Below are 24,276 nucleotides of genomic sequence, written 5' to 3' on the forward strand. Positions count from 1 at the left end.
CTAATGGTCACAGCAGCGAACATTACCTTGCTTAGTAGGTATGACTTTGCGATCGCACCGCTCGATCTCGTCAGTTAAAACTAGAAGTCAAGCATTTCAGGTATTTTTTGTTTGAGAATCTGTAACTACACACAACATTGCATTATCTAATTTTTGCTACTTTCTTTCCAATTAATTTATTTAACTAGTTTATATAAATAATTAATTTACACAAAAAATACGTGCTTCAAAGCGCCATTAACATTAAAATAAGATGCTTCAAACAATTATTATAAAATACTTTAATTAATTGTATTTTGGTGTTTTTAATTACATTGTTAGCTGTAAAATTGTCACCAAATTATATATAATATTGAAAATTTTAAAATTGTAATATAATATAATCTTTTATTGAATTTATTAAGCTTTGAGAAGCCAAATATAGAGCTTTTTTGCGGTCTGGAGTGTTATTCATCCTTTAAATTAAGCTTTTAAATTGCTGCTTTATAGATAAAACATACGAAGTTAGAAAAAATTTATGACTAAAAAATGTCATGAAAATTGCATTAAATCGAGCGAGCGAGCGATTGATTTATTAAATCATGAAGTCTGCAATAAACCAGTTATTGTAGACTTTGATGAAACCCTTTTTTTAAGCAATTCAACTCAAGAATATCTTAATACTTTATATCCGCGAGTTTTCGGAGTGGCTTTGCTCGCTCTAATGAATTATCTTCAACCTTGGAACTGGTTGCCAGAAAAATTTAAGGGAGAAATATCGCGCGATTGGTTGAGAGTAGTAACTGCGACGGTTCTTTTTCCCTGGACACCAATTATTTGGCAATGGCGTGCCAGGCGACTGGCTAGCCTTTACCAAAATACCAAGCTTAATGAAGCTTTGACTCAATCTACAGGTCAAATAATCATTGCCTCTTTGGGTTTTGGCTTTATTATTCGTCCTATACTAAAGAACATTCCTCTAAAAATACAAGATCTGATTACTTGCAGTTTTTGGCAGGGACCTTACGAACGATTTGTAGGAAAACAAGTTTTAGTAGAAGCAAGAATCGGTTCTGATGCGATCGATAGAGCCGTTTTTATTACCGATTCCATAAATGATTTACCGCTTCTTTCTTTAGTTGCAAAACCCTGTTTGATAAACTGGCCAGAAACTAAAAAAGTCTCAATGATGGCTGGTGTGTACCTGCCTTTTTTTTACTCAGAACGAATCAAACGTCCTAGTCAGTCTCATTTTGTCAAACAAGTACTAACTGACGATTTAGCAATTTTAATTTTAGGATTTAGCTGGTTGAGTCACCATCCCGCAATACACTCACTGAGCATGGCGTTATTGCTTGTTTCTTTTAATTGCATTTACGAGATCGGCTATTGGGAAAACGATAAGATTGGCGAACAGTTTGAAGAAAAACCCGTTCTATCGGATCGCTACAGACAAACTCAATTTAAAATACCTCTGATTCAGCCTTGGATTTGGGCTTTGTGCCTGGCAATTCCAGGATTGATATTATTAGAATTAAGTCAGATTCAATTCAATTATGCAAGTGTCGATTGGCAACTAAATATAGCTCCATTTAACGAACTAACCCTCAAGCTAGGATCGTGGTTCGCTTTACTAGTTTTGGTGCGTGTAATATTTTGGAGTTTTAACCACGTCGATAAACTAACAAGAATTTGGTTCTATCCTTTATTGCAAGCTACCAAATGTTTGGGTTTTGTGGCGATCGCTATAACTAATCAAATCGGTGCCATGCTGTTTGTCGCCCAGATAATCTCACGCTCCATACCTTACATTATTTATCGTTGGCAACCTGAAGTAATAACATACCCACGCGAATTTCCAGATCGATTGTGTCGCTTGCTAATATTTGAACTTTTGCTGGCAGCAATATTAGTTGAAGAACGCAGTATCGTTACTATTCTAACTTGGCAGGTATTGGCAATTACTGTTTTGTTATCTGTACGAGCAACTAAAGACATTTGGCTCGCTGTTAGTCAAGCAAAACCTATTTTACGCTTTAAATGAATATGGCTCGGATCGCAATCTAATGGTTAAGGAAAAATATTTAATTGTATTTATAATATTTTATGAATAATGTTTTGGTAAATACACTGAAAATGGCAAAAGTATGAAATAATTTTACGCGTGCAACTTTTGTAACGACAATTGAGCAAATCTAATTGATTTAATACAAAATCAGTTTTATTATTAGTAATTTTGTATTACTCAACAATTGTAAGTATAAATATTGTTGTCAGGCTGATTGTTCATATACAAAAGCTTGTAAAAAAACGACCCACCAACCAGACAAAGTTTAGTAAGGAGCTAAAATTAACAAAAAAATATTTGTGTTATACACTAAATTTTATTATTTTAGCGTCAGTATTAAAAGTGATTAACAAAGGTAAATACTCTGTTTTGGGTATCAATATTCACGCAGTAGATTATGAAAGTGCTGTAAAAAGTATAGTTTCAGCTGCTGCCGAGCGACACTCTTATTCAGTTAGTGCTTTGGCAGTACATGGAGTAATGACAGGATTTTTGGATTCACTACATGCGAGGCGTTTAAATGGTTTGGATTTAGTAGTTCCCGACGGTCAACCAGTCCGTTGGGCATTGTCTTGGCTTTACAATCAGAAACTACCCGATCGCGTTTATGGACCCAATCTAACTTTAAAAGTTGCCGAATCTTTTGCCAAACAAGGATTGAGTATTTATTTGTACGGTAGCAAACCAGAAACTTTAGACAAGCTAGTGGCAAATTTTAAACAACTATACCCCGAACTAAAAATTGCTGGAGTCGAACCTTCTAAATTTCGTAAATTAACCGAAAAAGAAAGATTAGAACTTGTAGAACGCATCAAAGCTTCAGGGGCAAATGCCGTCTTTTTAGGCTTAGGCTGTCCGCGACAAGAAACTTGGGCTTATGAATATCGCAATCTTTTAAATATACCTATTTTAGCTGTGGGTGCCGCTTTTGATTTTCATGCGGGAACTCTGCCACAAGCTCCTGTATGGATGCAGAACGCTGGTCTAGAGTGGCTTTATCGTTTGGTTCAAGAGCCAAATCGTTTATGGAAACGATATATGTATCTCAATCCTCTTTATTTGTGGAATATTTTATTACAGTATTTGGGGTGGAGAAAATTTGTTCCCACCATGCCTAATGGCAAAGAAACAATTGAATCTTATGGCTAATTTTAAAAGATTTAAAATCAATGTTGCGAAATCTTGTATTTAATAGCTGCCATGAAAACCTTTGTGATTCATGATTAAAGATAGCAATAAATTTCAATAATTTCGTTGAATTAAATTTAATATTTTGTTTATTTTGTTTTTGCCAAACTATTTAACATATAAAGTATAAATAGTTTGAAAGAGGTAACAGCATTATGTTCTATACAACTCATTTTATATACATATTCAAGTTGGTAATTTTATAGTCATGCTTATTGGAATAATTGAAGTCAGCGAACCCAATCATTATTCAGCAGTAAATGGGCTACTTAAAACCTATGCTAGCGATAAAAATAATAAAATAATTGTCTATACTTTATCAGCAATTAAGCTTGCCCTCGATGAAAATGGCTTACCAGAAAATTCTAGTGTGGTGGTATTAGACAAAAATTGCTCTTTAAACAAACTACTCAAAGACATAGAAAATATTTCGTTTGACCGCATACATATTTGTACTATTTTTGATAATTTTACCGATTTTGCTCGATTTAAACCGCAAACTAAGGAAATGTTTCTGCACATACATCAGTGTGAAGAATGGTATAATGACGACTTCGAGCGAGCCAAAAAAACTTTGCTTCTCAGCTTAAAAAATAAAGATCAAAATCGGCAATACTCTCGCATAATCGCCAGGACTGTTAGAGACTATCTCTACTATCGACTACTAAGAAAAAAAATACTTCATGACTACGATCGCTATTACAAGCTCAAGCTAATAGTTCATAGTGAAGGACAAAAAAACACTTTAATCAAATACTCATGCAAATCTCCGATTATAGTTTTTCCGTTTGCCATTTATGAGGGAATGGAAGATCGTTCCCAAGAGAACGAGCGACTAAAAATTTGCATACCTGGAGTAATTTCGCAAGCCAAACGTGACTATTTGAGTTTGTTTGAAGCTCTACAACAAAATTCTGAAACTTTGCGCGATCGCATATTTTTGCATTTATTAGGATATATTACAGAGCGCGAAAAACCAGAAATGAAAGCAGCAATTTCAAATTTAGTCGATTCAGGATATCAAGTTTATTATCATGACTCATTTGTTTATGGCAAAGAGTTTGACGCAAGTATAGCAAATTGCGATTTACTGCTGAACAATCAATTTATTAGCAAAAACAATACTGAAGTTTACGGTCAAACTAAAGAATCGGGTATGATTTTTAACATGCTGAGAGCAGCTAAACCAGGAATGTTGCCTCGCGAATATAATGTTTCTTCAGAATTTCACGATTCTAGCTTATTTTTTGACGATTATTATCATTTTGTCAAGATCGTCAGTCAAGTTTTGGACGACACTCAATTATTAGATCGTCTAAAAGCATCTGCAAAAAAACTATCAGTAAGTTATTTACCAGATAATCTTTATTCAAGATTGGTGTAAATCTATTGTTATAAGTAAATTTTTTTTTGATAGTAAAGGTTAAAATATTTAATTTTGATGTTTAAACTCGTCAATATATTCAACCAGTTCTAAAATTTCTCGTTCAACCGCCAAATTCCAGCGATCGCGATATACAGTTAGATCGATTTTTTTAGGTGTTAAGTCTCTTATAGCCTTTTTAATTGATTCTGAAGAATTATCTACTAAAGTTGCCCATTCTCCAAATAATTTTTCAGTAAGAGATGTTTTGCTAATTACTAATTGTGTATTAGAAGATAGAGCTTCGCAGGCACCGCTCGGTTGAGTTGCTTCACTGGTTGTTAAAACGAGAGCGGCTAAACTAGAACACAACATGTCGTGATATTTTTCAACAGGTAAGAACCCAGTCAAACGAACGTTTTTTAACTGCTGAAGTTTTTCTCTGATATTAGTTGATAACTTATTGATATCTGCTGTAACTATAAAGTTATATTCAGTCAAATCTTCCATAACCTCTAATAAAAGTTCTACTGGTTCATCCCAGGGATCGAAAGAAGCAATTACCAGTATTTGCTTGCTGTCTCGTTGTCGGCGGTCGTCAGCAGCAATAAATTTTATGGGATCGGAAATATTAAACAGACGGATGGATGTATATTTTTTTTCGACCAACTCATACATTTCTAGATTATGAACGATAATAGCTTTGGCATTTTGAATCAAATATTTTGCTCCAGGTAGCTTTTGCCACATTTCTACTTGAAAGAGCGGATTGTGAGCATCAATAATGTAAGGAGTTCCTGTTAAGGCAGCAGGCAAAGCACTATAAGTTGGCGGGCATTGAACGATAACAAAATCGGGTTTTTGTCGGACAATTTGACTGATATTTACCACTAATTTAAACAAATAGTCAAATATTCTCAAATATTTGCTTTTAAACAAATGTGGTATAAATTTTAACTCTGCATTGACTAAAGGTGCTAGAACTTCAGGTCTTCGTTGATATTTTTTCCAAACAAAAAATATTTTTTTAGTATTATCAACCATAATAAAAATAAGCTTTTTAAAACTTTATAAATCAAAATCGAAAAATAAATATAGCTATAGCAGTATTCAAATTAGCGAGATACGAAACTCGAACTTAAAAAGTATAGCTTAAATCTTTAAAGGATATCTAACAAGCTATCATGTTTTTAAATTGGTAATCCAGGAAAGGGAACAGGGAACAGTAAAGGCATTAAAGTAAATTCCACTGATTTAAGAATACCCAGTTTGAATGCTTCTCAGTTTAAGTCTCAATAACTGTTCTCAAGCAAATTTAATCAAACCGAATTACCAGCCTTATAACTTAATTTTATAAGTAAAAAATTACCAACTTCCTGACATAAGTACCTCTAAACCTATATTTATATAAATATTGTTTTTTGACTGACAAGTTGTTTCCTGTAAATTGTTTTTGGTGCTAATGTTCACTTATGCACTCTTTTTAAGCTGTTACTCACTTTAGTAATAAAACCTAGCCTTGTAAAAACGACAGCGCGGGGTTGCACTGCAAGGTCACATCTAATAACCAGTGCAGTTGATTTTCAATAGATCGATACGGTTGTTTTGTTTACGCTTTAGTCTACTATGAAAATTTATACCTTTAATGCTGCTGAAAATACTCGTGTAGAAATACTATGGTCTCTCAGACCAAAAAACAGAGACAAAATATTTGAAGAGTTTATTACAAAAAACAACTGGACAGAAGTTAGTTCCATACAAAATTGCCAAGTAGCTATCTATCCATACAAAGTTTTTAATCCAGAAACTCTAGCTTTTGATGCTTCAGTGTTTGATGCTGCTGAAGAAGCCGTTAAATACAACAAGCCTTTAGTCATTGATGCTACTAGTGATTCAGATGTATTTCTAGACATATCAACAGCTAACATTTTACGTTCTGGTCTATATAAAAGTTTGAAAAAAACCTTGGAAACAGAATGTCCATATTGGAGCGATGGCAAAACTAAAGATAAACTAGAATCTTTAGATATAGGTTTTAAATCTTCAAAACCTGCGGTTGGTTTTTGTGGAACCACATCATCTATTGGTAAACTTTTTAAGATTGGGAAAGTTTTACCTTTGTCAGTAGCTCAGTCGGTTTTATCTCAAGGTGCTATTGCGCGCCGAGTTGATATCAGACTGAAAAAAGGTATGAGTCACAAACTTAGAGCAATAGCAATAAATTTGCTCGAAGCAGATCCAAGAATAGATAGCTGTTTTGATATTACCAATCATCTAGACGATTACTACGACCGAGACAATTCCAATCGAAATTTACTAGAAAATTTATTTATCAAAAACATGCTCGAGAGCGACTATGCTTTATGCGTGAGAGCTAATGGTAATTATTCAGGACGGTTTTATATGGCTCTAAATGCAGGTCGTATACCAGTGGTTATTGACACCGATGTAGTAATTCCTTATGAAGATAAACTACATATCATAAAAATTCCTGTTGATTCTCTATCAAAAATAGCAGACATAATTTTAGAACATTTCGAGCGGACAAGCGATCGCGAATTTCGCGAAATGAAAAGAGAAAATCGTTCGGTTTATCAACAGTTTTTAGCACCCGAAAAATTCTTACCTAATTTTCTTAAAGGTGTTGTCGAACGTAATAGTTAAAAATAAATATTTTGCTGACGTAAAAACTTCAAATCAACCGATTTTACTTTGGGGGATCAGATCGAATTGTTCGTGTTTTGGTCGCTTGGGAGCTTCGCTAAATGCTCTAGCTATAGCTTGCCAAGCTCTTTTGCGGCGCATGTATTTGTTATATGGCAGAGGACGAACGGGTTTTCCATCGGCTCTGGGAGAAAAATATGATAACCAGGTGAATTTATCGCTCAATCCCCAATTAATAACCGAAATTACTGCTGGTTCGTCTAATGCTACAGAAAGATATTGATAATAAGCTCTAGCAACTCGGCGATCGCGAATTGAAATGTTGCCAGGCAATTCATGGTCCATAACATCTAATTCGCTAATAATAATTTTTAGTCCCAAGCTAGCAATATCGCTCAAAAAATCTCTAAACTTGCGTTCGTTAAAATTCTGATTCCAACTAGCATTCAAATGAGACTGAATGCCAAAAGCATGAATTGGCGTACCGTTAGCTTTTAATTTTTCTAAAGTATTGAGAACTGCTCTTCTTCTTCTTTCTTGCCAATTAAAATCATACACGATGGAATTGTCATTATAAGTAAGCATTGTTTTAGGATCGGCTTTTGCTGCCACTCTAAATGCCAGATCGATATAATTTGGACCTAGAAAGTGCAGCCAAGATCTGTAATACTCACCTCTAATACCACTTTTAAGAGTATCTTTTAAATCATCAGTTCGTCCATCATCGGGATTTATAATTTCATTAACTACATCCCATGAATGAACTTGTCCTTTATAACGTCCTACCATGGTTTCTATAGAATCGATCAAAATAGCCTCAATGTCAGACGAGGTAGTACTAGAGGCATTAAACTTGTTTACTAACCAAGGAGAATTAAATTCATTCCATATTAAAGGATGACCTCGAAATCTTTTTTTATGTCTGACAGCAAAATTAAAAAAAGAATCGGCTTCCCGAAAATTGTAGGTGTTTTTCGATACAGGACCGACAGAAACTCCAAAAAATCCTGCAACTAATAAAGCGCATTCTCGGATATAAGTGGATTTAAATGGTTTGCCTCCTACAAAATTAGCGTACGATTTTTGAGGATAAGCACCATAAATCAAGCCTTTAGAAGCAGCAAGCTGCTGCAAACTCTTTGTACTTTCAAATGAGGCTATGGTATCTAAATATTCACTCGATTGTTGTATCTCTACTTCAGATGTTCTATAGTCTTTAGCAAGATTAACACAATGAGTAACACCTAGAGCACTTAATCCTAATAATAACGAACGTCGTCTAATTTTCTGTTCCCTGTTAGTCATCGAGTTATCTTTTAAGCTGAAACTAACTTTACATTAAAAAGCATAGCTTTCTCTATATAAAAAACGACATCAGTATTTTTCAGGAAAAGTATGTACTATATAAAATCTAAAAAAATAATTAGAGTACAATCACCTAGTTCGTTCAAAATAAATAATTTTTTTATTATAAGTTTTTGTTTATGAGCAAACTATTAAAGTTTTTAGAAAATGCATTTGTATCTATTTCGCTGTTTTTCTTCTCCCAAGCATTTTTTGTGCTTGTTTTTGGACAAGAGTCTGAATCGAGTCCCGATAAAGATAGTGCTTTACTTCGTTTTATTGGCTTATTAATTTATTTTGTAAATTTTTTTCTATTAGTATTTCGTTGGCAAGAAACTTTTTATGCCATCAAAAAAAATATTTGGATTTTGTTAATAGTCACTTTAGCAATAGTTTCTGTTTCCTGGTCTTCAGTTCCAGATATTGCTTTTAGAAAAATTTTTGCCTTAGTTGGTTCTACTATTTTTGCAACTTACTTTGGTTCTCACTATAGTTTTGACAGCCAACTAAAACTAATGGGTTGGACATACGGTATATCCATAATCTTAAATTATATGTTTGTGTTTTTGCTGCCAGAATATGGAGTTATGAATACAGATGCAATTGTTGGAGCTTGGCAGGGAATTTATCTCCACAAAAACGGACTAGGTGGAAATATGTTTATTAGTTTTATGACCTTTTACTATCTCGCTCAAACAGCAAAAAAATATAAGTTTGTTATGCAATTATGTTGTTTACTATCAGTGATATTAGTATATTATTCAGATTCTGCTACGTCTTTGTTGAGCGTAATAATAGTTTTTATTATATTTCAAAACTTTAAATATTTATCCTTAAAATCTAAAACTGGAGTATTACTGATTTTAATATTTTTACTATTAGCTTTTGGGCTTTTATCTATTATAGCAATCAATTTTAATGCTTTTTTAGATGCTAACAATAGAGACATTACCTTATCTGGAAGGACTATTCTCTGGGGTATTTTGTGGAAATTTATGCGAGAAAAATTTTGGTTTGGCTATGGTTATGGTTCGTTTTTCTCGGCTTCACACCAGGAGACAGAGCTTTTATGGCAAGTACAAGACTGGGGACCAGTTCACGCGCATAATGGCTATATTCAATTATGGTTGAACATAGGATTCGTAGGATGTTTTATTTTTGTTGTAGGATATTTTAAAAATATAGGTAAAGCTCTATTTAATTATTTAATATCGAAAGATTTAAGAATGTTATGGATCTTTTCTTTTTTTTCATATACTGTATTTTTTAACTTTACCGAAGTTTCATTTTTGACTATTAATAGTATTAACTGGATAATTTCTATGGCGTTTATTTATTCACTCAACTTAACTAAAGTAAATACAAAATTTAATGAATAAAAACAAGGTTCGGCAGCTTTGGAATAAGCTTTTTCAAAACACTATTTTAAACAATACGCGCATACTCATTCAGTCTTTCGCATTTCGATTATTCGTTCAATTAATTTACTTTGTAATTTTAACTCGTACCTTTGGTCCCGAACGCTATGGTTTATACGTTGGTGTAATTGCATTTATTTCTATTTTTATTCCTTTCGCTAGTTGGGGAAGTGGTGAAATACTGATTAAAAACGTTTCGAGAAATCAAAGTTTATTTGGCGAGTCTTGGGGAACGGCAATTCTCAAGACGCTAATTTTTGGTTCTATATTTATCTTAATAGTTTTAATTGTCTTCAGTGTATCTCCTATTTCTGGTATTTCTATCTATTCAATTTTTTTCTTGGCTTTAGCAAACCTTATTTTAATGAAGGTCAGCGATCTTGCCAGAGATGCTTTTGTATCGGTAGGAATGTTAAAATATGCAGCCAGAGTTATTGTAATTCTTTCAATCAATAGATTTTTAGCTTCTCTGGCGTTTGTAGTCTTTTTTGAATTCCCGACTTTACTTATTTGGTCGATACTATATTGCTTGGCAACCTTGGTTACAACTATAATAAGCTGCATTTTAGTAGTAAAAATAATCGGATATCCTCGATTTAAGTTGCCTGAAGTTACTCAAGAATTGCGTCAAGGATTCGCCTTTTCTATAGATGTATCCGCTCAAAATATTTATAATGATTTGGATAAATCTATGTTGGCTAAAATGTCTACTGCCCAAGCTGCTGGAATATATGGAGCTGCCTACAATATTCTCAGTGTAGCTTTAATACCATTACAGTCGATATTGATAGCTTCTTTTAGAGATTTTTTTCAACAGGGAACTGCGGGAATAAAAAGTAGCTTCAATTTATGTAAAAAATTATTACCACTAGCCACAGGTTATTCTTTGCTGGCAATAGCTGGTATATTTATTTTTGCACCTCTGTTGCCTAAATTAATTGGAGCTAACTATTCTGACTCAGTTGTTGCTTTAATGTGGCTTTCTCCAGTTATTTTTTTTAGTACCGTACGTTCTTTTGCTGCCTCTACACTGACTGGAGCGAACTATCAAAGTACCAGAAGCGTAATGCAGGTAGCGATCGCGATTTTAAATGGAATACTTAACTTCTGGTTAATTCCCTTATATCAATGGCATGGTGCTATTTGGGCTACTTTAATTTCTGAAGTGTTATTAATGTTATCTCTTTGGATCTGTGTCTACATGTATTCTAGGAGTTAGATAGATAAGATATTTCTCCGATGTATGCTACTCCAATAATGTTAAGTTTCCATTTATTAGGATTGTTTCTCATCGGAACGGTTTTGAAGATGTCTAGTTCAAATTTTTCGGGATAATCTGGGCATATAGATATACTTAGTTTATTAAAATCGGTAGAGGGAGAAAATTTTAATAGAGGTAAAGAAATAAAGCTGATATTTTGAGATTTAATATAATTATTCCAAGATGAAAAAGAGCTTGTTACAAGTTGTTGAGAGTTAAAGTTTATTCTGAAAAAGCCATCATTTAGATCGGACTTTATATATATTCCTGCTAATCTTCCCTTTAAAAAAAAATTTAAGGATGTTTCTCGATCGATCGTATAATTTTGTTCTTTAAACACAGAATTTTGATAGACGGATACTTTTGGTTTGTTTCCTGTAAAACAATTATCTTGAAAACAATCTAAAAATGCTAACTGCTCAAAATTATCCTGATATAGTTTGGGTATGTTTGACAGATTTTCAAGTTCTGTTTTTTGGCGATAATCCTTCGAGGTTAAAACTTCAGTGATTCCTAAGTTTTTTAAGTATTTTACTATTCGGTCAGCTACAACTTTAACTCCGTAAGGTCTAGTATAATGAGCATGATCTTTATTATTATAAAGAGACTTTGTAAAATCAATTCCTCGCTCTTTAATTAGTAAACTAGTTAAATTAACTATTGGAATATCGTAGTGTTTACCTATTAATTCATACAGATTTGATACATCACAGTCGTTCTCGTAATAATCATCTAAATTAACGCCAAAAATAAGTATAATAATAATACATTGAGGATTTAAATTTTTTACTCTTCTAATGAATCCTTCTAAAGCTTTTCCAGCTAGTTCGAGAGAATACTTTTTAATTTCGATTGCGTGTCTAGTATTGATACAATATTCATAAAAAATTAAATCGCTATTTACTTCAATACTATATCTATAATTTTGAACTAAGGCGTGTACGTTAGTTACACCTCCTACTGCATAATAATTTAAACGTGTTTGTCTTCCAGTTATTTGACCTATTGAATCATTTAAATATTTTGTATAACCATTTCTTATAAGTGAATTAGAGCCGCCAGCAATGGCTATATTTAATATAGATTTTTCGGGAAATCTTCTTTTTGGAAGAAACATTTGTTAAGTCTTCAAGATTTATATTGCTGCTTGTTTTGTTTGTTAAAGCTAAAATATTACTTATACAAAATATCTACTTAAATTTAGTAGTTTATTTTAATTTATACAACAACTTTGAAAATCTAAAATGTAGTTTTAATCTGGCTACCTGAAGCATATAGATCGCTCCCAGCATTTTCGTGAAAATTAGATGCTAAAGAAATAGAGAATAAAGCTTGGAAATATTCATTTCAGGCAGCAAGAGATTTAACTTGCTGCTTCCAAATACCTTTTATTTGGATAGTAAACTTCGTAACCATAAGGTTCTCGGTCGAGATCTACACTATTAGCGATAATTCCCAGCACGTTCAAATTTGAAGTCTCTACAGCTTTTTTAGCTGCCGCAATGCTACCATAACTTGCTACACCAGGACGGACGACAAATAACATGCTATCGGCTAATTTGCCTAAAATTTTAGTATCCGCTAAACCAATTAAGGGAGGCGTATCGAGAATAATGCGATCGTAATAACCAACTGCACTGACAATTAATTCTTTCATTAGTGGAGAGTTAAGCAATGATACTGAATGTTCTGGAATTAATCCCGAAGCGATCGCATCAAGATTGGGCATTACATTTTGTATAGTTTCTTCCCATTCCACCTGCTGTTTTAAAATTTCTGTCAAACCATTATTATTAGAAATGCCCCAGATTCTATGTTGCATCGGACGGCGTAAATCTCCATCAATTAGCAAAACTTTTTCCCCACACTGAGCTTTTGCCTTGGCTAAATTAGCCGAAACTGAAGATTTACCTTCACCCGAAGTTGCGCTAGTAACGACAATAACTTTGCTAGCTATATTAGAATCTAGCAGTTCGAGATTGACTTGAATATTATGATATGCTTCTTCAATCGGCAACACTGAAAAATTGCTAGTTGTCAATAGTGGCGTGTTCTGAAAGGAGCTATCTGGTAGCAAAAACTGTTTTTTGGCAGCAATCTTATTATGGTCGGGAACAATACCATACAAAGGATAGGGAAGCATTAACTCTATTTCGTGAGTGTTTTTAATCGTTCTATCTTTTATATCTAGTAAAAAGGCAACCGCAGCACCGAGTAAAGCTCCAAATATTCCAGCACCAGCTACAATCAATATTTTGTTAGGACCTGCAGGCTCATCTGGAACAACTGCTTCGGAAACTACTCGAACATTGCCAATATTTTGCTCTTCGCTAATTTGAGTTTCTTGCAACTTACTCAACAGTGTTTGATACGTAGATTGGGAAGCTTCTACGCGGCGCATGAGTTCTCTTTGTCGTTCCTGCAAACTAGGCAGAGTATCGGACTTTTGCTGGTAGGAGTCGTAGGTATTTTTTAAATTTCTGAGTTTCTTTTCTAATCCTTCTTTTTTAAGTCCTAAGTTGGCAAACTCGGCAATTTGCGCTTGCTTTAGCTCTCCTAGACCTAAAATATTAACATTATCGACCAAAGCCTGCTGCTCGCTACCTAAAGTGTTAGCTATCTGCCGATCTAACAGGGCAGTCAAATCCGCTTCTTCTTCTTTGAGAGCTATAACTTGTGGTGCCAGGTCGGACAAATAATTGCGCTCTTGTACCAGTGCTACTTTTACTTCTTGAAGCTGCGCTAAAACTCTCTGTACTGCTAGAGATTCACTTAAGGAACTAACGGCTGATGCCTCTTGCCAACTCATATTTAACTGACTTTGAAGCCGTTCGTAACGAGCATTAACATTTTCTAGTTCCGCTTCTATTTCATCTACTTGATTGGCAACCATAGATAGCGAACCAATATTTGCAGTTGTTTCTTCGTCTAAACTAGCAATGCCATTTTGATTTTTAAAGCGTCGAAGATTTTCTTCTGCTTCTCTAACACGAGTTTCAACTTGAGGTAGCTGACGTTCGATAAATTTTCGGGCTGAAGCAGTTTCAGAACGATTATTTAAAGTATGGTCTTCTATATATAGTTCGATCGCTTTATTGACGATATTTGCTGCCAGCTTTGGATCTTCGTTGCTATAGGTTATTTCTAATAAATCTGTTCCCGTAACGGGAGTAGCTTTTAATTTCTCGGCAAATTTTTTATATTTTAAAGGTTCGCCTTCGTCATCTTTCAAATTTAGCTCTTCAATCAGTTTATCTACGATGGGTCGAGATTGTATTATTTGAGCTTCTGTCGCCAGGGGATTGCTATCGGTAGTCAAACCTTCAATTTCTCCCGTACCGTTTTCTAAACCTGTGAGTTTGGCACTGCGATCGGCTTTAATTAATAATCTGGCTTCGGCTTGATAAACTGGAGCCAGTGATAGGGCATATAAAATGGAAAGACCTACTACACCACCAAAAATAGCTGCGGCAGGTATCCAGCGTCGCTTCAGAACTAGCCAGTATTTCTGAAAATCAATATATTCATCTAAATGTGCGTTAGAATCCATTAAATTTTACTATCCCCACGTCTGAATTTTTAAACTAGCTGGAACGAGTTAGATGCAATAATATCTAAAATCAAAACTTTTAAAATTTCTTCAGCCCTATCCTCGTTTTTTTTGTTGATTTAAGTTGGTTAACAAATTATTTCATAATACTTTGAATAGCTTATAAATTATTCTCAGGTTGTTATTGGTTGACCATGTTGTTGTAGATGCCACTGCCAGGCATGAGAGATTCACTGTTCTAAAGAGGTATATTCAGGAAAAATTTTGTCTGATAAAGCGCGATTGCTGACATCACCAACAATCAGTTCGGTTTCTAAGACTTTTTGTACTATATGTCGGTGTCCGTAAACCAGATTGTCTAAAACTATTACTCGAAAACCACTTTGTTGGAGTTCTCTAACGGCATGAAAACCAATGTAACCCTCTCCCCCTGTAACTAAAATATTTTGCATATTTTCTTACCTCGCTAGTAAGCACCTTTGCTAGTGAACACCACTCCTACAGTTCGCAATAAGATTTTAAAATCTAATGCCAAAGACCAATCTTGAATATATTCAAAATCTAAGTTAAAAACATTTTCTGAATCTGTATCCGATCGCCCACTTACCTGCCATAGTCCCGTAATTCCTGGTAAAACTTCGTGACGAAAAAAATGATTGCGAGAAAATTTTGCTACATCTCTAACTGGTAAAGGGCGAGGACCTACCAAACTCATTTCTCCCCGCAACACGTTAAACAATTGGGGCAATTCGTCAAGACTGTACTTGCGTAAGAACTTACCAACTCTAGTAATTCGAGGATCGTCTTTCATTTTAAATAAGACGCCTCCCTTAATTTCGTTTCGCGCTTCTAGCTGTTGCTGTAGCTGGCTGGCATTTTCTACCATCGTGCGAAATTTCCAGACTTGAAAATGCTCATTCTTTAAGCCAACGCGAGTTTGCTTGTAAAAAATCGAACCTGAAGAATCGAGTTTGATTGCCAAGGCTATTATCAGCATTGGTAATCCTAAAATTAATAGCAGTAGTGATGAAACCACAAGATCGAACACACGTTTGCTAAAAAAGTCGATGCCAATAAGTGTGGGATTGTGGAATTTGATTGTGGGGATTCCTTTTACCGTAACGATGTTTTTTCTGTGTTGGGGTACTTTGAAGTTGATGGGGATAATGCGCCAATCAACTCCAGTGCATTTTAACTTCCAAAACAGGCTTGTTGACTCTTTAATTTGCTCCCAGGAACAAATAAAGATTTCATCTATGTTGCGATAATCGATCTTATCTAAAGCAATAGTCAATCCGTCACGTTGACGAAACTCTGATAAATCCAGCTTGGCTTCTACTTGAAACATAGTATTGCCTTCCAACAGAGCTTCGGTTTTGGCAATATCTTCGCGATCGCCCAACAGCATTATTTTGAATCTCAACGGAGAATACTGGCGGCGCAAATAAGATACCAAACTAAATAGTGATAGACGCTGCATGCTAGTTAGCACTACAGTCAAAAACCATGCCGCTAGCAACTGATAAAAGCAGTTGGGATCGCAGTACTCGAAAGCAACCGACAGCAAAACTATGTGAGTAAAAGTAATTGCCTTAATCAAATCAATAAAATTTCTGCTGCGATCGTTTTTGCCATATAAACCGCAGGTTATAAAAAAGCATAAATTGAGAATTATGGCAGGAATAATTAAATCGTTCGGACTGTTATCAATAGTAATCTTCTCAGAAGCCAAAAATCGCATATTTTCCGAGATTAGCCATGCTACAGCCAAACCCAAATTGTCGAGCAAAATTAGAATTAGTACTTTAGCCAAATATATAAGCTGATGAATGGCTATTTTAAAAAAGCCAGGAGAGCGAAGATCCCTGACCACACGGCTTTTATCAACTTCTTGGCTGAAGAAATTACTACTCTGCTCGCTAGTGGTAGATGTATAGTTTTCCAGCATACTTGGATTGCTTTCTTAATTGATTAATTGAGCAAATAAAACTCATTTCATAGGCTTCGGTCAAAGTGTTAGCCTGCAGTTGTATAGATAGTTCTCGTGGGAATATTTGTTTTTTGGCTTTTGACAATTGGCAATATATTTTAGCGGTAGATTTGATTGTTAGATACTTAAGTGTTTAGTAAGTTACTAGTAAAATTTATTACTAAATGAGGCTTAAATTGCTTTATTTACACCTAATAAAAATCTTATATTTATAACATAGTGAATTGGATTTTTCAGTGATTATACACAATTGGAGTTGTATCTGTAAAATAAATCTTGCTTGCGTAAAAAATGTCATACTTACGTGAAAAATGTCATATAAAGCGGTCTTACGATATTGTAGATTCGTGAAACCAAGCCGTCAGGGCGATCGCCAGCGCATCTGCTGCATCATCGGGACGAGGAATAAAATCGAGGGTTAATTCTCTGGCTACCGCTTCTTGAACTTCGATTTTGGGGGCATTGCCATGCCCTGTTAGAGTTTGCTTGATTTGAGGCGGGGCAAACTCGACATAAGGTATATTTGCCTGTGCCAGCACCAACATCAAAACACCTCTTGCCTGAGCGACAGTTATCGTATGGCTCATGCGGTAAAAAAATAGCTTTTCAACTGCTACCAAATCGGGGCGAATTTCAGCAATCAAAGTTTGCAAATCCTCGTAGATCGTGCAGAGGCGATCGCCAAATGGAGTTTTAGCAGGTGTCTCGATTGTGCCAAAATCCAGTAGGCTAGGAGATCTCAATGATTTGGCTTGACAAACTTGTTTAATCGGAGAACTGGTAGTCAAGCTCAGATCTGCTGTTTGACAGACAATGGTACCAAACCCGACAATAGCAATTCCCGGATCGATTCCTAAAATTTTTCGTTGTCTGGTTTTGACCACAGTGTTTGTAGCTTTTACGGCGCTTTGCTTTTCGCCTCAGCATAGCAAAAAAATAGCGCGTCTAACTATATAGATAGTAGATGCGCTGTAAATTTAAAACTTTCAGGAAAGTTTGTGCTTCCTGGATATAAATGCGATCGGCTAGTGTCTAAAACCTTAGTAAGTTTCTACGTGCCAGCGGTCGTCTTTTTTCATTTGCTTGCGATATTCTTCCCAATTGGTACCGCTTTTTTCAGCTGCGGTTGCTAAAGCTTCATCGATACCGTCTTCCATACCTTTAAGTCCGCAAATATAGGTATGAGTTTTGGGATCTTGAATTAATTTCCACAGTTCGTCGGCATGTTCGGCAATACGGTGTTGGATGTACATTTTGCCGCCTTCGGAATTTTTCTGTTCGCGGCTAATCGCATAATCCATGCGGAAGTTATCGGAATGGTTTTTCTGTATTTCTTCTAGCTCTTTTTTATAGAGAATATTCTCTGTTTTGGGAATACCAAAAAATAGCCAGGCAAAGCCTTTGAAGTTATAGTCGGGGTTGAGATCGCCTTCTCTAAACATGCGCCATAAATAAGCACGGAATGGAGCGATCCCCGTACCCGTAGCAATCATAATAATATTGGCATCTTCATCATCGGGAAGCAGCATTTCCTTTCCTACAGGTCCCATAATTGCTACTTCGTCATCGGGCTTGAGTCCACACAAAAAGCTGGAGCAAACCCCTTCGACATGCTCGCCCGTTTCTGGATGATCGTATTCTAGTTTCCGAACGCATAAGGATACGGTTTTGTCATCTAGGTTGTCTCCATGTCGAGTTGAAGCAATCGAATAAAGTCTCAATTTATGAGGCTTGCCTTTTTCATTTTTTCCTGGAGGAATAATACCGATACTTTGTCCTTCTAAATAGTAAAGATCTCCTTCAGAGATATCGAAAGTCATATGACAGCAAGTTCCAATTCCGCCTTCATCTACTAGATCGTAAATTTCAACGCACTTACCCATATAAGGATCTCTAGGACTATATATATTGACTGGAACTTTTTTCTTTTCTTCCTTCGCTTGAGTCATTGATTTACCATTGTTACTGTTGGTTTGCTGTTTTGAGCCAGTTTTATTTGCTTCTTTGGCTGATTCGCCGTTAAGAGGCTTAATACTGACAATTTCGCCACCTAAACGGTTGATCCGCCGCATTTCCTGATTCATGCGGTTGTAAGGCACAGTAATATAAATGGTGCCACTATTACGAATAGGAGCCTGAATATCGCTACTGTTGCCGTTTTGAGATAATCCTGCTACCTCGTATACAAATAAGCGATTTTTATATTCCGTATTGCTGCTTAATGCTGCTGCGTTGGAGTTGTACATCGATTGGAAATTAATCCCCCAATTTAAATTCAGTCTAATAAATACTTTACAGAACCGTTCTTGAGATAATTATTGTCAGCGATCGAGCATCTTGCATCAAAAGCAAAACTGATTCTGACGAAATCAGAGCCGAACGCGTTTGCCGAAGAAGTATCCAAAATCCGATCGCTCGTTCGCGATCGCAGGGAGGCCAGAAGCCTCAGAACCGTTAACTAATAGCTCCGTCGTTAGAAACATTGCTTTAGCTAACTGAGTCAGCCTTCTTTCAAGTCACTGCCGTCCATAAGACTCCATCTGTTTAAGACGGAATAATCTCTGACTTAGTAAAAATACTAAAAATAATAATTTTAGAGCGGCTGTACTGTATTAATAGCCTATCACTGAGAGACTGCTACAGTTTAATTTATAATAAATTTTTTCCTGTATTCTATATTCCATTTAAGACGATAGAGTTTCAAACCTTGGTTATACAATAGCTCGATTGCGTTAGTTAGTTTGTGCCTCTTGCATCAGTTTTAATTTTTTTAATAAATTAACCAATTGTTCGGATTAGATTGTTGACAATCTTTCTTGTAGAGAGCAATACCATCTGATAATATCTTTTCATAATAGCAGTTAATGTTAAATACAATTACTAGCTTTAAATCGAGCTTCGAGTTTGGCATTTAACAGTAGTCTTTAGCGTCGAAGGTAGATTTTTTGCTTTCGTACGGCAAGGAGCGATAAGCTAGCTTATATAAAGAAAAACAAAAGATTAGTTTAGTTTTGTAAAAGAGGAAATTTATGACCGCCGATTTAGACCGAGTGGTACTTATTGGAGTTGCAGGTGACTCTGGCTGTGGCAAATCGACATTTCTCCGTCGTCTGACAGATTTATTTGGTGAAGAATTTATGACTGTAATCTGTTTAGATGACTATCATAGCCTCGATCGCGAGGGCAGAAAAAAAGCTAAAGTTACTGCTTTAAATCCTAAAGCCAATAACTTTGACTTGATGTACGAACAAATCAAAGCTATCAAAGAAGGCAAAGCGATCGACAAACCAATTTACAACCATGAAACTGGCGAACTCGATCCTCCCGAACGAGTAGAGCCTAACAAAGTCGTAGTAATAGAAGGTCTTCATCCTCTCTACGACGAGCGAGTCCGTTCTTTGGTAGATTTTGGCGTATATCTCGACATTAGCGACGAAGTTAAAGTTCAGTGGAAAGTTCAGCGTGATATGTCCGAGAGGGGACATACCTACGAAGACGTAATGGCTTCAATTAAATCGCGTGAACCAGATTTTAAAGCTTACATCGAACCTCAAAGAGAATATGCCGATGTAGTCATTCAGGTATGGCCTACCGAACTTCTAGATCCAGAAGCTGCTAAAGAAAGCGATTTAATCAAAGTACGTCTGATCCAAAAAGAAGGTGTAGAAACTTTCGAGCCTGTTTATTTGTTTGATGAAGGTTCTACTATTGATTGGCGACCCTGCGGACGCAAACTTACCTGTGCCTATCCAGGAATCAAAATGTATTATGGACCCGATAGCTTTTACGGTCACGAAGTATCGATTTTAGAAGTAGATGGTCAATTCGATAACTTAGAAGAAATGATCTATATCGAAAGCCATCTTAGTAAAACGGGTACAGATCACTACGGCGAAATGACCGAATTAATTCTCAAGCATAAAGAGTACCCTGGTTCTAAAAATGGTACTGGCTTGTTCCAAGTATTGGTTGGTTTGAAAATGCGCGAAACCTATGAAAAACTGATGGCGAAACAAGAGGAAGTAGCTAAAGTATAGTTTCTGCTATAGAGCTAGTCCATTTAATAACGCGAGAGTTTCTAGTAGTTGACTCTCGCGTTTTTTTCTTCACCAGCTTAATAAATCTACATTTAGGTAGAAGCAAGCCAAAAACTGGTTTTGTCAAGATAACAGAGAAAATCACACACATCAGTTAATTATTTATGTCTGCTACAGGATTGACAGTATTCGATCGCACCTTACAAAAAACCAATCAGTTTATTAACGACGTGGGAGCAAAGATCGGTATTGAAGACAAGCATGTTGTATTTATAGGTATTAGAGCCGCCTTTAAAAGTTTGCGCGATCGCCTGCCCGTAGAAGAAGCCGCTCAGTTAGGAGCGCAACTTCCCATTCTACTCGCTGGCTTTTACTACGAGGGTTGGAAACCCAGCGATACTCCTACTAAAGAACGCGATTTTGAGGCATATATCCAGAACGTACGCGATAATCTTCCAGAAGGCGACTATCCGATCGAAATTGAAACTTTGCTCAAAGGAGTATTCGCTACCCTTTCAGATTGGGTAACGGCAGGAGAAATTGAAGAAGTGGCTCAAATGTTTCCCAAAGAGTTGCAGTCTTTATGGCCCACCGCAGTTACTACCTAAATTCTTTTAATCGCTACAGCTGGTATTTTTGTTGGAGATAACCGAATTAACAGTTCGGTGTCTTCGCAAAAATTGTTCTACGGATTTGACTTTATACTGTGGCACAATAAAATTTGATATATTCAAACTTGTATATCGTTGGTTCAGTCGAAGCGGCTAACTGTATATATTTGTTCCCCAGGGAAATATAATTTATGACAACTGCTATATCTCTCGCCCCAAAAGTAGATTTATTCGCTGCAAATCAGAAACTTAAAAATGTTAAAGCAACTACTACGGTTGAATGGAGTGCTAATACTTTTGGTGCGGGATTGGTCATGACGACTAGCTTTGGTATTCAATCGGCAGTAATGCTGCATTTAGTCACTAGTGTCGTTGCCGACTTGCCAGTAATTTGGATAGATACGGGTTATTTACCAGCAGAAACCTATCGTTTCGCCGAAGAACTAACAAAAAGACTAAAGTTGAATCTTAAAGTCTATCAATCTTCACTCTCTCCAGCGCGAATGGAAGCACTTTACGGCAAGCTGTGGGAACAAGAAGATTTAGACGCTTTAAATCGCTACGATCGCATCCGTAAAGTCGAACCCATGCAGCGCGCTCTTAAAGAACTTCAGGCTACGGCATGGTTGGCTGGATTACGCAAAGATCAGACTCAACACCGCGAAAGCCTAGACCGCATCGAACTACAAAGAGACATTTATAAAATCTATCCGATTTTAAACTGGAATTCGCGAGATATTTATCAATATTTAACCAAACACGACCTACCCTATCATCCTTATTTCGATCGCGGTTATGTAACGGTTGGAGACTGGCATTCCAGCCGTCCATTAATGGCAGATGACGAAAGCGATCGCGATACACGTTTTCATGGTCTCAAGCAAGAATGCGGACTACATCTTCCTCAGACACCAGAAGAAGCAGAAAGTCTCAATTCTAGCAGCTTGTAATTGAGTTTTTTTTAATCGAGCAATAATAAATATTGTTTTAGTGCTAGGAAAACAATATCAAAGCGATCGGGCAGTTTTAATAAAGCAGAAAACCGTCCGCGTTATTGATAATTATTATTTTTGCCAGAAAAGCTCGGCATTTAGTTACAGAATACGCACTAGACTAAAATTAAATTCGGAAGTAGTGTCGTCTGAGGCTTTTCCTCGATAAATTTTTTCGACTTCAAACTCGTTTTTTTTCTCAATTGAGTTTAGCCATTCGTATGGAGGATTGAGTAAAAATATGTTTTTAAAATTGCGATCGCTTTTTCTAAGATAGAGTTTATCTGATAAGCGAATTGTAACTTTGCTTTTTATACTATGGCTTATTGAAATTAAATTTGCTAATTTAGTTGCCGAATCGAAATTAGAAATAAATAAAGCATTTTCTGCATTATTAATAACAGCGGCAATAGGAACGTTTTGATAGTTGAAAAATTTATTTGACCAGGACTGCGATGTATAAATTATCGAACAGGAAATAATTCCTAATGATAAAATTACTGCAAACATATACTGCCAAATTTTTTTAGGCAAGATTGTAGTTATCCGACCGGCAATTCGATAATAAATTAGATTAACTATACATAGCTCAATTCCTATGTAACAAGGGATTAAATATCTTGTAACAGTAGAGCGTCTACCTCCTAAAATCAAATCTGGTAAGACTAGTGCTAAAGCTGTAGTTAAAGTTAAAGACAATATAAACGTCCCAATTGATTTAGGAGAATTACGAATTAAAAAATAAAGAGAATACAATACGATCGCCCAGATAAAAATCATTGGATAGAAATTCAAAGGATCGTATAACTTTTCGATAACAGTACGGTATTCAGGATTTATATCGGCAAAAATATGAGATGTTTGGATGAGCCAGTACTTTAATAAATCTGAAAATGTTAATATACTTTGTCTCCAAGCTCCCATTTTTGTTTCATCAATCTGGAACAGAAAAACTATCCAGGGTGCATAGGCAACAATGCTGACTATTGAGGCGATAAAATAATTAAGGAATGTTTTACTAATTTGAAGCGACGTTTTTCTACTACGAGTATTACGCTTGAAAAAATTGGGAACTTCAGCTATTGCTACATAAATTCCGTGAGCGAGTGCAACCAAAATAGACAAAGGAAATGTATAGAGACTTATAGTTAAACTTACTGCATAAATAACCCAATCTCGTTTTCTTTGCAGTCGAGTTGCTCGTAACAGTGAAGCACTAGAGACTAAAATAGTTACCGTCCATAGTACATACATTCGCACCTCTTGGGCATAGATAAGATGGAAAGGAGAAATAGCAATAAGAATTACCCCGATCCATGCTGCTAGCGATGAGCCGAATAATTCCCAGCAGAGCCAATACATGCTAGGAAATGCTAACAAGCTTATAAAAGCTGATAGACTTCTTTGCACGTTAACTGAAGAGCCGAACAACTGTGTCCACCATCTAGAAAATAAGTAATAAAGAGGAGGGCTTTGAGGTTCGGTAGTTGCTAACACTCTGATTACATCAAGAGAGTTAGTTTCTAAATTGGGATATTGATATTTATGTAAGTCACTAATCGTAATATTCTTATCTTTCCAAGCTATTACCCGTTCGACAACATCTTCTTTTGAATAACCAGCACTGTGAATTGAGTTAATTACTTCATCTAACCAGTAGACTTTGCGATCGAGATTGACAAAGCGAAAAAATATTCCGATGACTAATACAGTAATAAACAAAAATCGCCAAGGCTTAGGAGGCAAATGCCAACGCCAGCCTCTTACTATCAATCTATTTGAATTTGATTGGTTCATCATAGAATGACAAG

General features: G+C 35.7%; 18 protein-coding genes. 9 read left to right on the forward strand and 9 right to left on the reverse strand.

Annotated features, from left to right (window positions below; translation table 11 throughout):
* The first annotated feature begins 517 nt into the window (after nt 1-517).
* The 3 genes from KV40_RS01145 to KV40_RS01155 all read left to right on the forward strand — a co-directional run bounded on the left by KV40_RS01145 (nt 518) and on the right by KV40_RS01155 (nt 4,619).
* Nucleotides 518-2,023, forward strand: coding sequence for an HAD family hydrolase (locus KV40_RS01145; protein WP_052055242.1), 1,506 nt, complete (start codon nt 518-520; stop codon nt 2,021-2,023).
* A gap of 366 nt (nt 2,024-2,389) precedes the next feature.
* The gene (locus tag KV40_RS01150) at nt 2,390-3,196 is read left to right on the forward strand and encodes a WecB/TagA/CpsF family glycosyltransferase (RefSeq protein WP_036477055.1); all 807 of its coding nucleotides are present in this window, start codon (nt 2,390-2,392) and stop codon (nt 3,194-3,196) included.
* Between the two features lie 247 nt (nt 3,197-3,443).
* Nucleotides 3,444-4,619: a hypothetical protein gene (locus KV40_RS01155; RefSeq protein WP_036477057.1), complete on the forward strand. Its 1,176-nt coding sequence runs from the start codon at nt 3,444-3,446 to the stop codon at nt 4,617-4,619.
* Between the two features lie 48 nt (nt 4,620-4,667).
* Here the strand turns inward: KV40_RS01155 and KV40_RS01160 are convergent, their stop codons facing one another.
* Nucleotides 4,668-5,642: a hypothetical protein gene (locus KV40_RS01160; protein WP_036477060.1), complete on the reverse strand. Its 975-nt coding sequence runs from the start codon at nt 5,640-5,642 to the stop codon at nt 4,668-4,670.
* Between the two features lie 582 nt (nt 5,643-6,224).
* Here KV40_RS01160 and KV40_RS01165 point away from each other — a divergent pair.
* Complete coding sequence (locus KV40_RS01165) at nt 6,225-7,262, forward strand: hypothetical protein (protein WP_036477062.1); 1,038 nt, start codon at nt 6,225-6,227, stop codon at nt 7,260-7,262.
* Nucleotides 7,263-7,295: 33 nt separating this feature from the next.
* On the opposite strand, the gene KV40_RS01170 is transcribed toward KV40_RS01165, so the two are convergent.
* Nucleotides 7,296-8,567 (reverse strand): endo-1,4-beta-xylanase, encoded by a 1,272-nt coding sequence (locus KV40_RS01170; protein ID WP_052055243.1) that lies wholly within the window; start codon nt 8,565-8,567, stop codon nt 7,296-7,298.
* 179 nt (nt 8,568-8,746) lie between these two features.
* On the opposite strand from KV40_RS01170, the gene KV40_RS01175 reads away from it, so the two are divergent.
* Nucleotides 8,747-9,985: an O-antigen ligase gene (locus KV40_RS01175; protein WP_036477065.1), complete on the forward strand. Its 1,239-nt coding sequence runs from the start codon at nt 8,747-8,749 to the stop codon at nt 9,983-9,985.
* Entirely contained in the window at nt 9,978-11,243 is a 1,266-nt protein-coding gene (locus KV40_RS01180; protein WP_036477068.1) for an oligosaccharide flippase family protein, read from the forward strand. Before KV40_RS01175 ends, KV40_RS01180 begins: the two co-directional genes overlap by 8 nt.
* Here KV40_RS01180 and KV40_RS01185 read toward each other — a convergent pair.
* The 6 genes from KV40_RS01185 to petH all read right to left on the reverse strand — a co-directional run bounded on the left by KV40_RS01185 (nt 11,233) and on the right by petH (nt 19,071).
* Nucleotides 11,233-12,402: an SGNH/GDSL hydrolase family protein gene (locus KV40_RS01185; RefSeq protein WP_036477070.1), complete on the reverse strand. Its 1,170-nt coding sequence runs from the start codon at nt 12,400-12,402 to the stop codon at nt 11,233-11,235. The two genes, KV40_RS01180 and KV40_RS01185, sit on opposite strands and share 11 nt — an antisense overlap.
* Nucleotides 12,403-12,648: 246 nt before the next feature.
* Nucleotides 12,649-14,835 carry a polysaccharide biosynthesis tyrosine autokinase gene (locus tag KV40_RS01190; protein WP_036477072.1) on the reverse strand — a complete coding sequence of 729 codons (2,187 nt, stop codon included), beginning with the start codon at nt 14,833-14,835 and terminating at the stop codon, nt 12,649-12,651.
* Between the two features lie 230 nt (nt 14,836-15,065).
* Complete coding sequence (locus tag KV40_RS01195) at nt 15,066-15,287, reverse strand: NAD-dependent epimerase/dehydratase family protein (protein WP_036477074.1); 222 nt, start codon at nt 15,285-15,287, stop codon at nt 15,066-15,068.
* Between the two features lie 14 nt (nt 15,288-15,301).
* Nucleotides 15,302-16,783 (reverse strand): sugar transferase, encoded by a 1,482-nt coding sequence (locus tag KV40_RS01200; RefSeq protein WP_052055244.1) that lies wholly within the window; start codon nt 16,781-16,783, stop codon nt 15,302-15,304.
* A 371-nt stretch (nt 16,784-17,154) separates the two neighbouring features.
* Nucleotides 17,155-17,709, reverse strand: a complete 555-nt coding sequence (gene ruvC, locus KV40_RS01205) for a crossover junction endodeoxyribonuclease RuvC (protein ID WP_036477076.1) — start codon at nt 17,707-17,709, stop codon at nt 17,155-17,157.
* A 156-nt stretch (nt 17,710-17,865) separates the two neighbouring features.
* Nucleotides 17,866-19,071: a ferredoxin--NADP reductase gene (gene petH, locus KV40_RS01210; protein ID WP_036477079.1), complete on the reverse strand. Its 1,206-nt coding sequence runs from the start codon at nt 19,069-19,071 to the stop codon at nt 17,866-17,868.
* A 783-nt stretch (nt 19,072-19,854) separates the two neighbouring features.
* Here petH and KV40_RS01215 point away from each other — a divergent pair.
* From KV40_RS01215 to cysH, 3 genes are all read left to right on the forward strand, one after another.
* Nucleotides 19,855-20,862, forward strand: coding sequence for a phosphoribulokinase (locus KV40_RS01215; protein ID WP_036477080.1), 1,008 nt, complete (start codon nt 19,855-19,857; stop codon nt 20,860-20,862).
* Nucleotides 20,863-21,026: 164 nt separating this feature from the next.
* Nucleotides 21,027-21,470, forward strand: coding sequence for a DUF2267 domain-containing protein (locus tag KV40_RS01220; protein WP_036477083.1), 444 nt, complete (start codon nt 21,027-21,029; stop codon nt 21,468-21,470).
* A 194-nt stretch (nt 21,471-21,664) separates the two neighbouring features.
* Nucleotides 21,665-22,423, forward strand: coding sequence for a phosphoadenosine phosphosulfate reductase (cysH, locus tag KV40_RS01225; protein ID WP_036477085.1), 759 nt, complete (start codon nt 21,665-21,667; stop codon nt 22,421-22,423).
* A gap of 144 nt (nt 22,424-22,567) precedes the next feature.
* Here cysH and KV40_RS01230 read toward each other — a convergent pair whose 3' ends face one another.
* Nucleotides 22,568-24,265, reverse strand: a complete 1,698-nt coding sequence (locus tag KV40_RS01230; protein ID WP_081942715.1) for a glycosyltransferase family 39 protein — start codon at nt 24,263-24,265, stop codon at nt 22,568-22,570.
* Nucleotides 24,266-24,276: the final 11 nt, after the last annotated feature.

It is taken from the genome of Myxosarcina sp. GI1, assembly GCF_000756305.1.
In the GTDB taxonomy this organism is placed as follows: Bacteria; Cyanobacteriota; Cyanobacteriia; order Cyanobacteriales; family Xenococcaceae; genus Myxosarcina.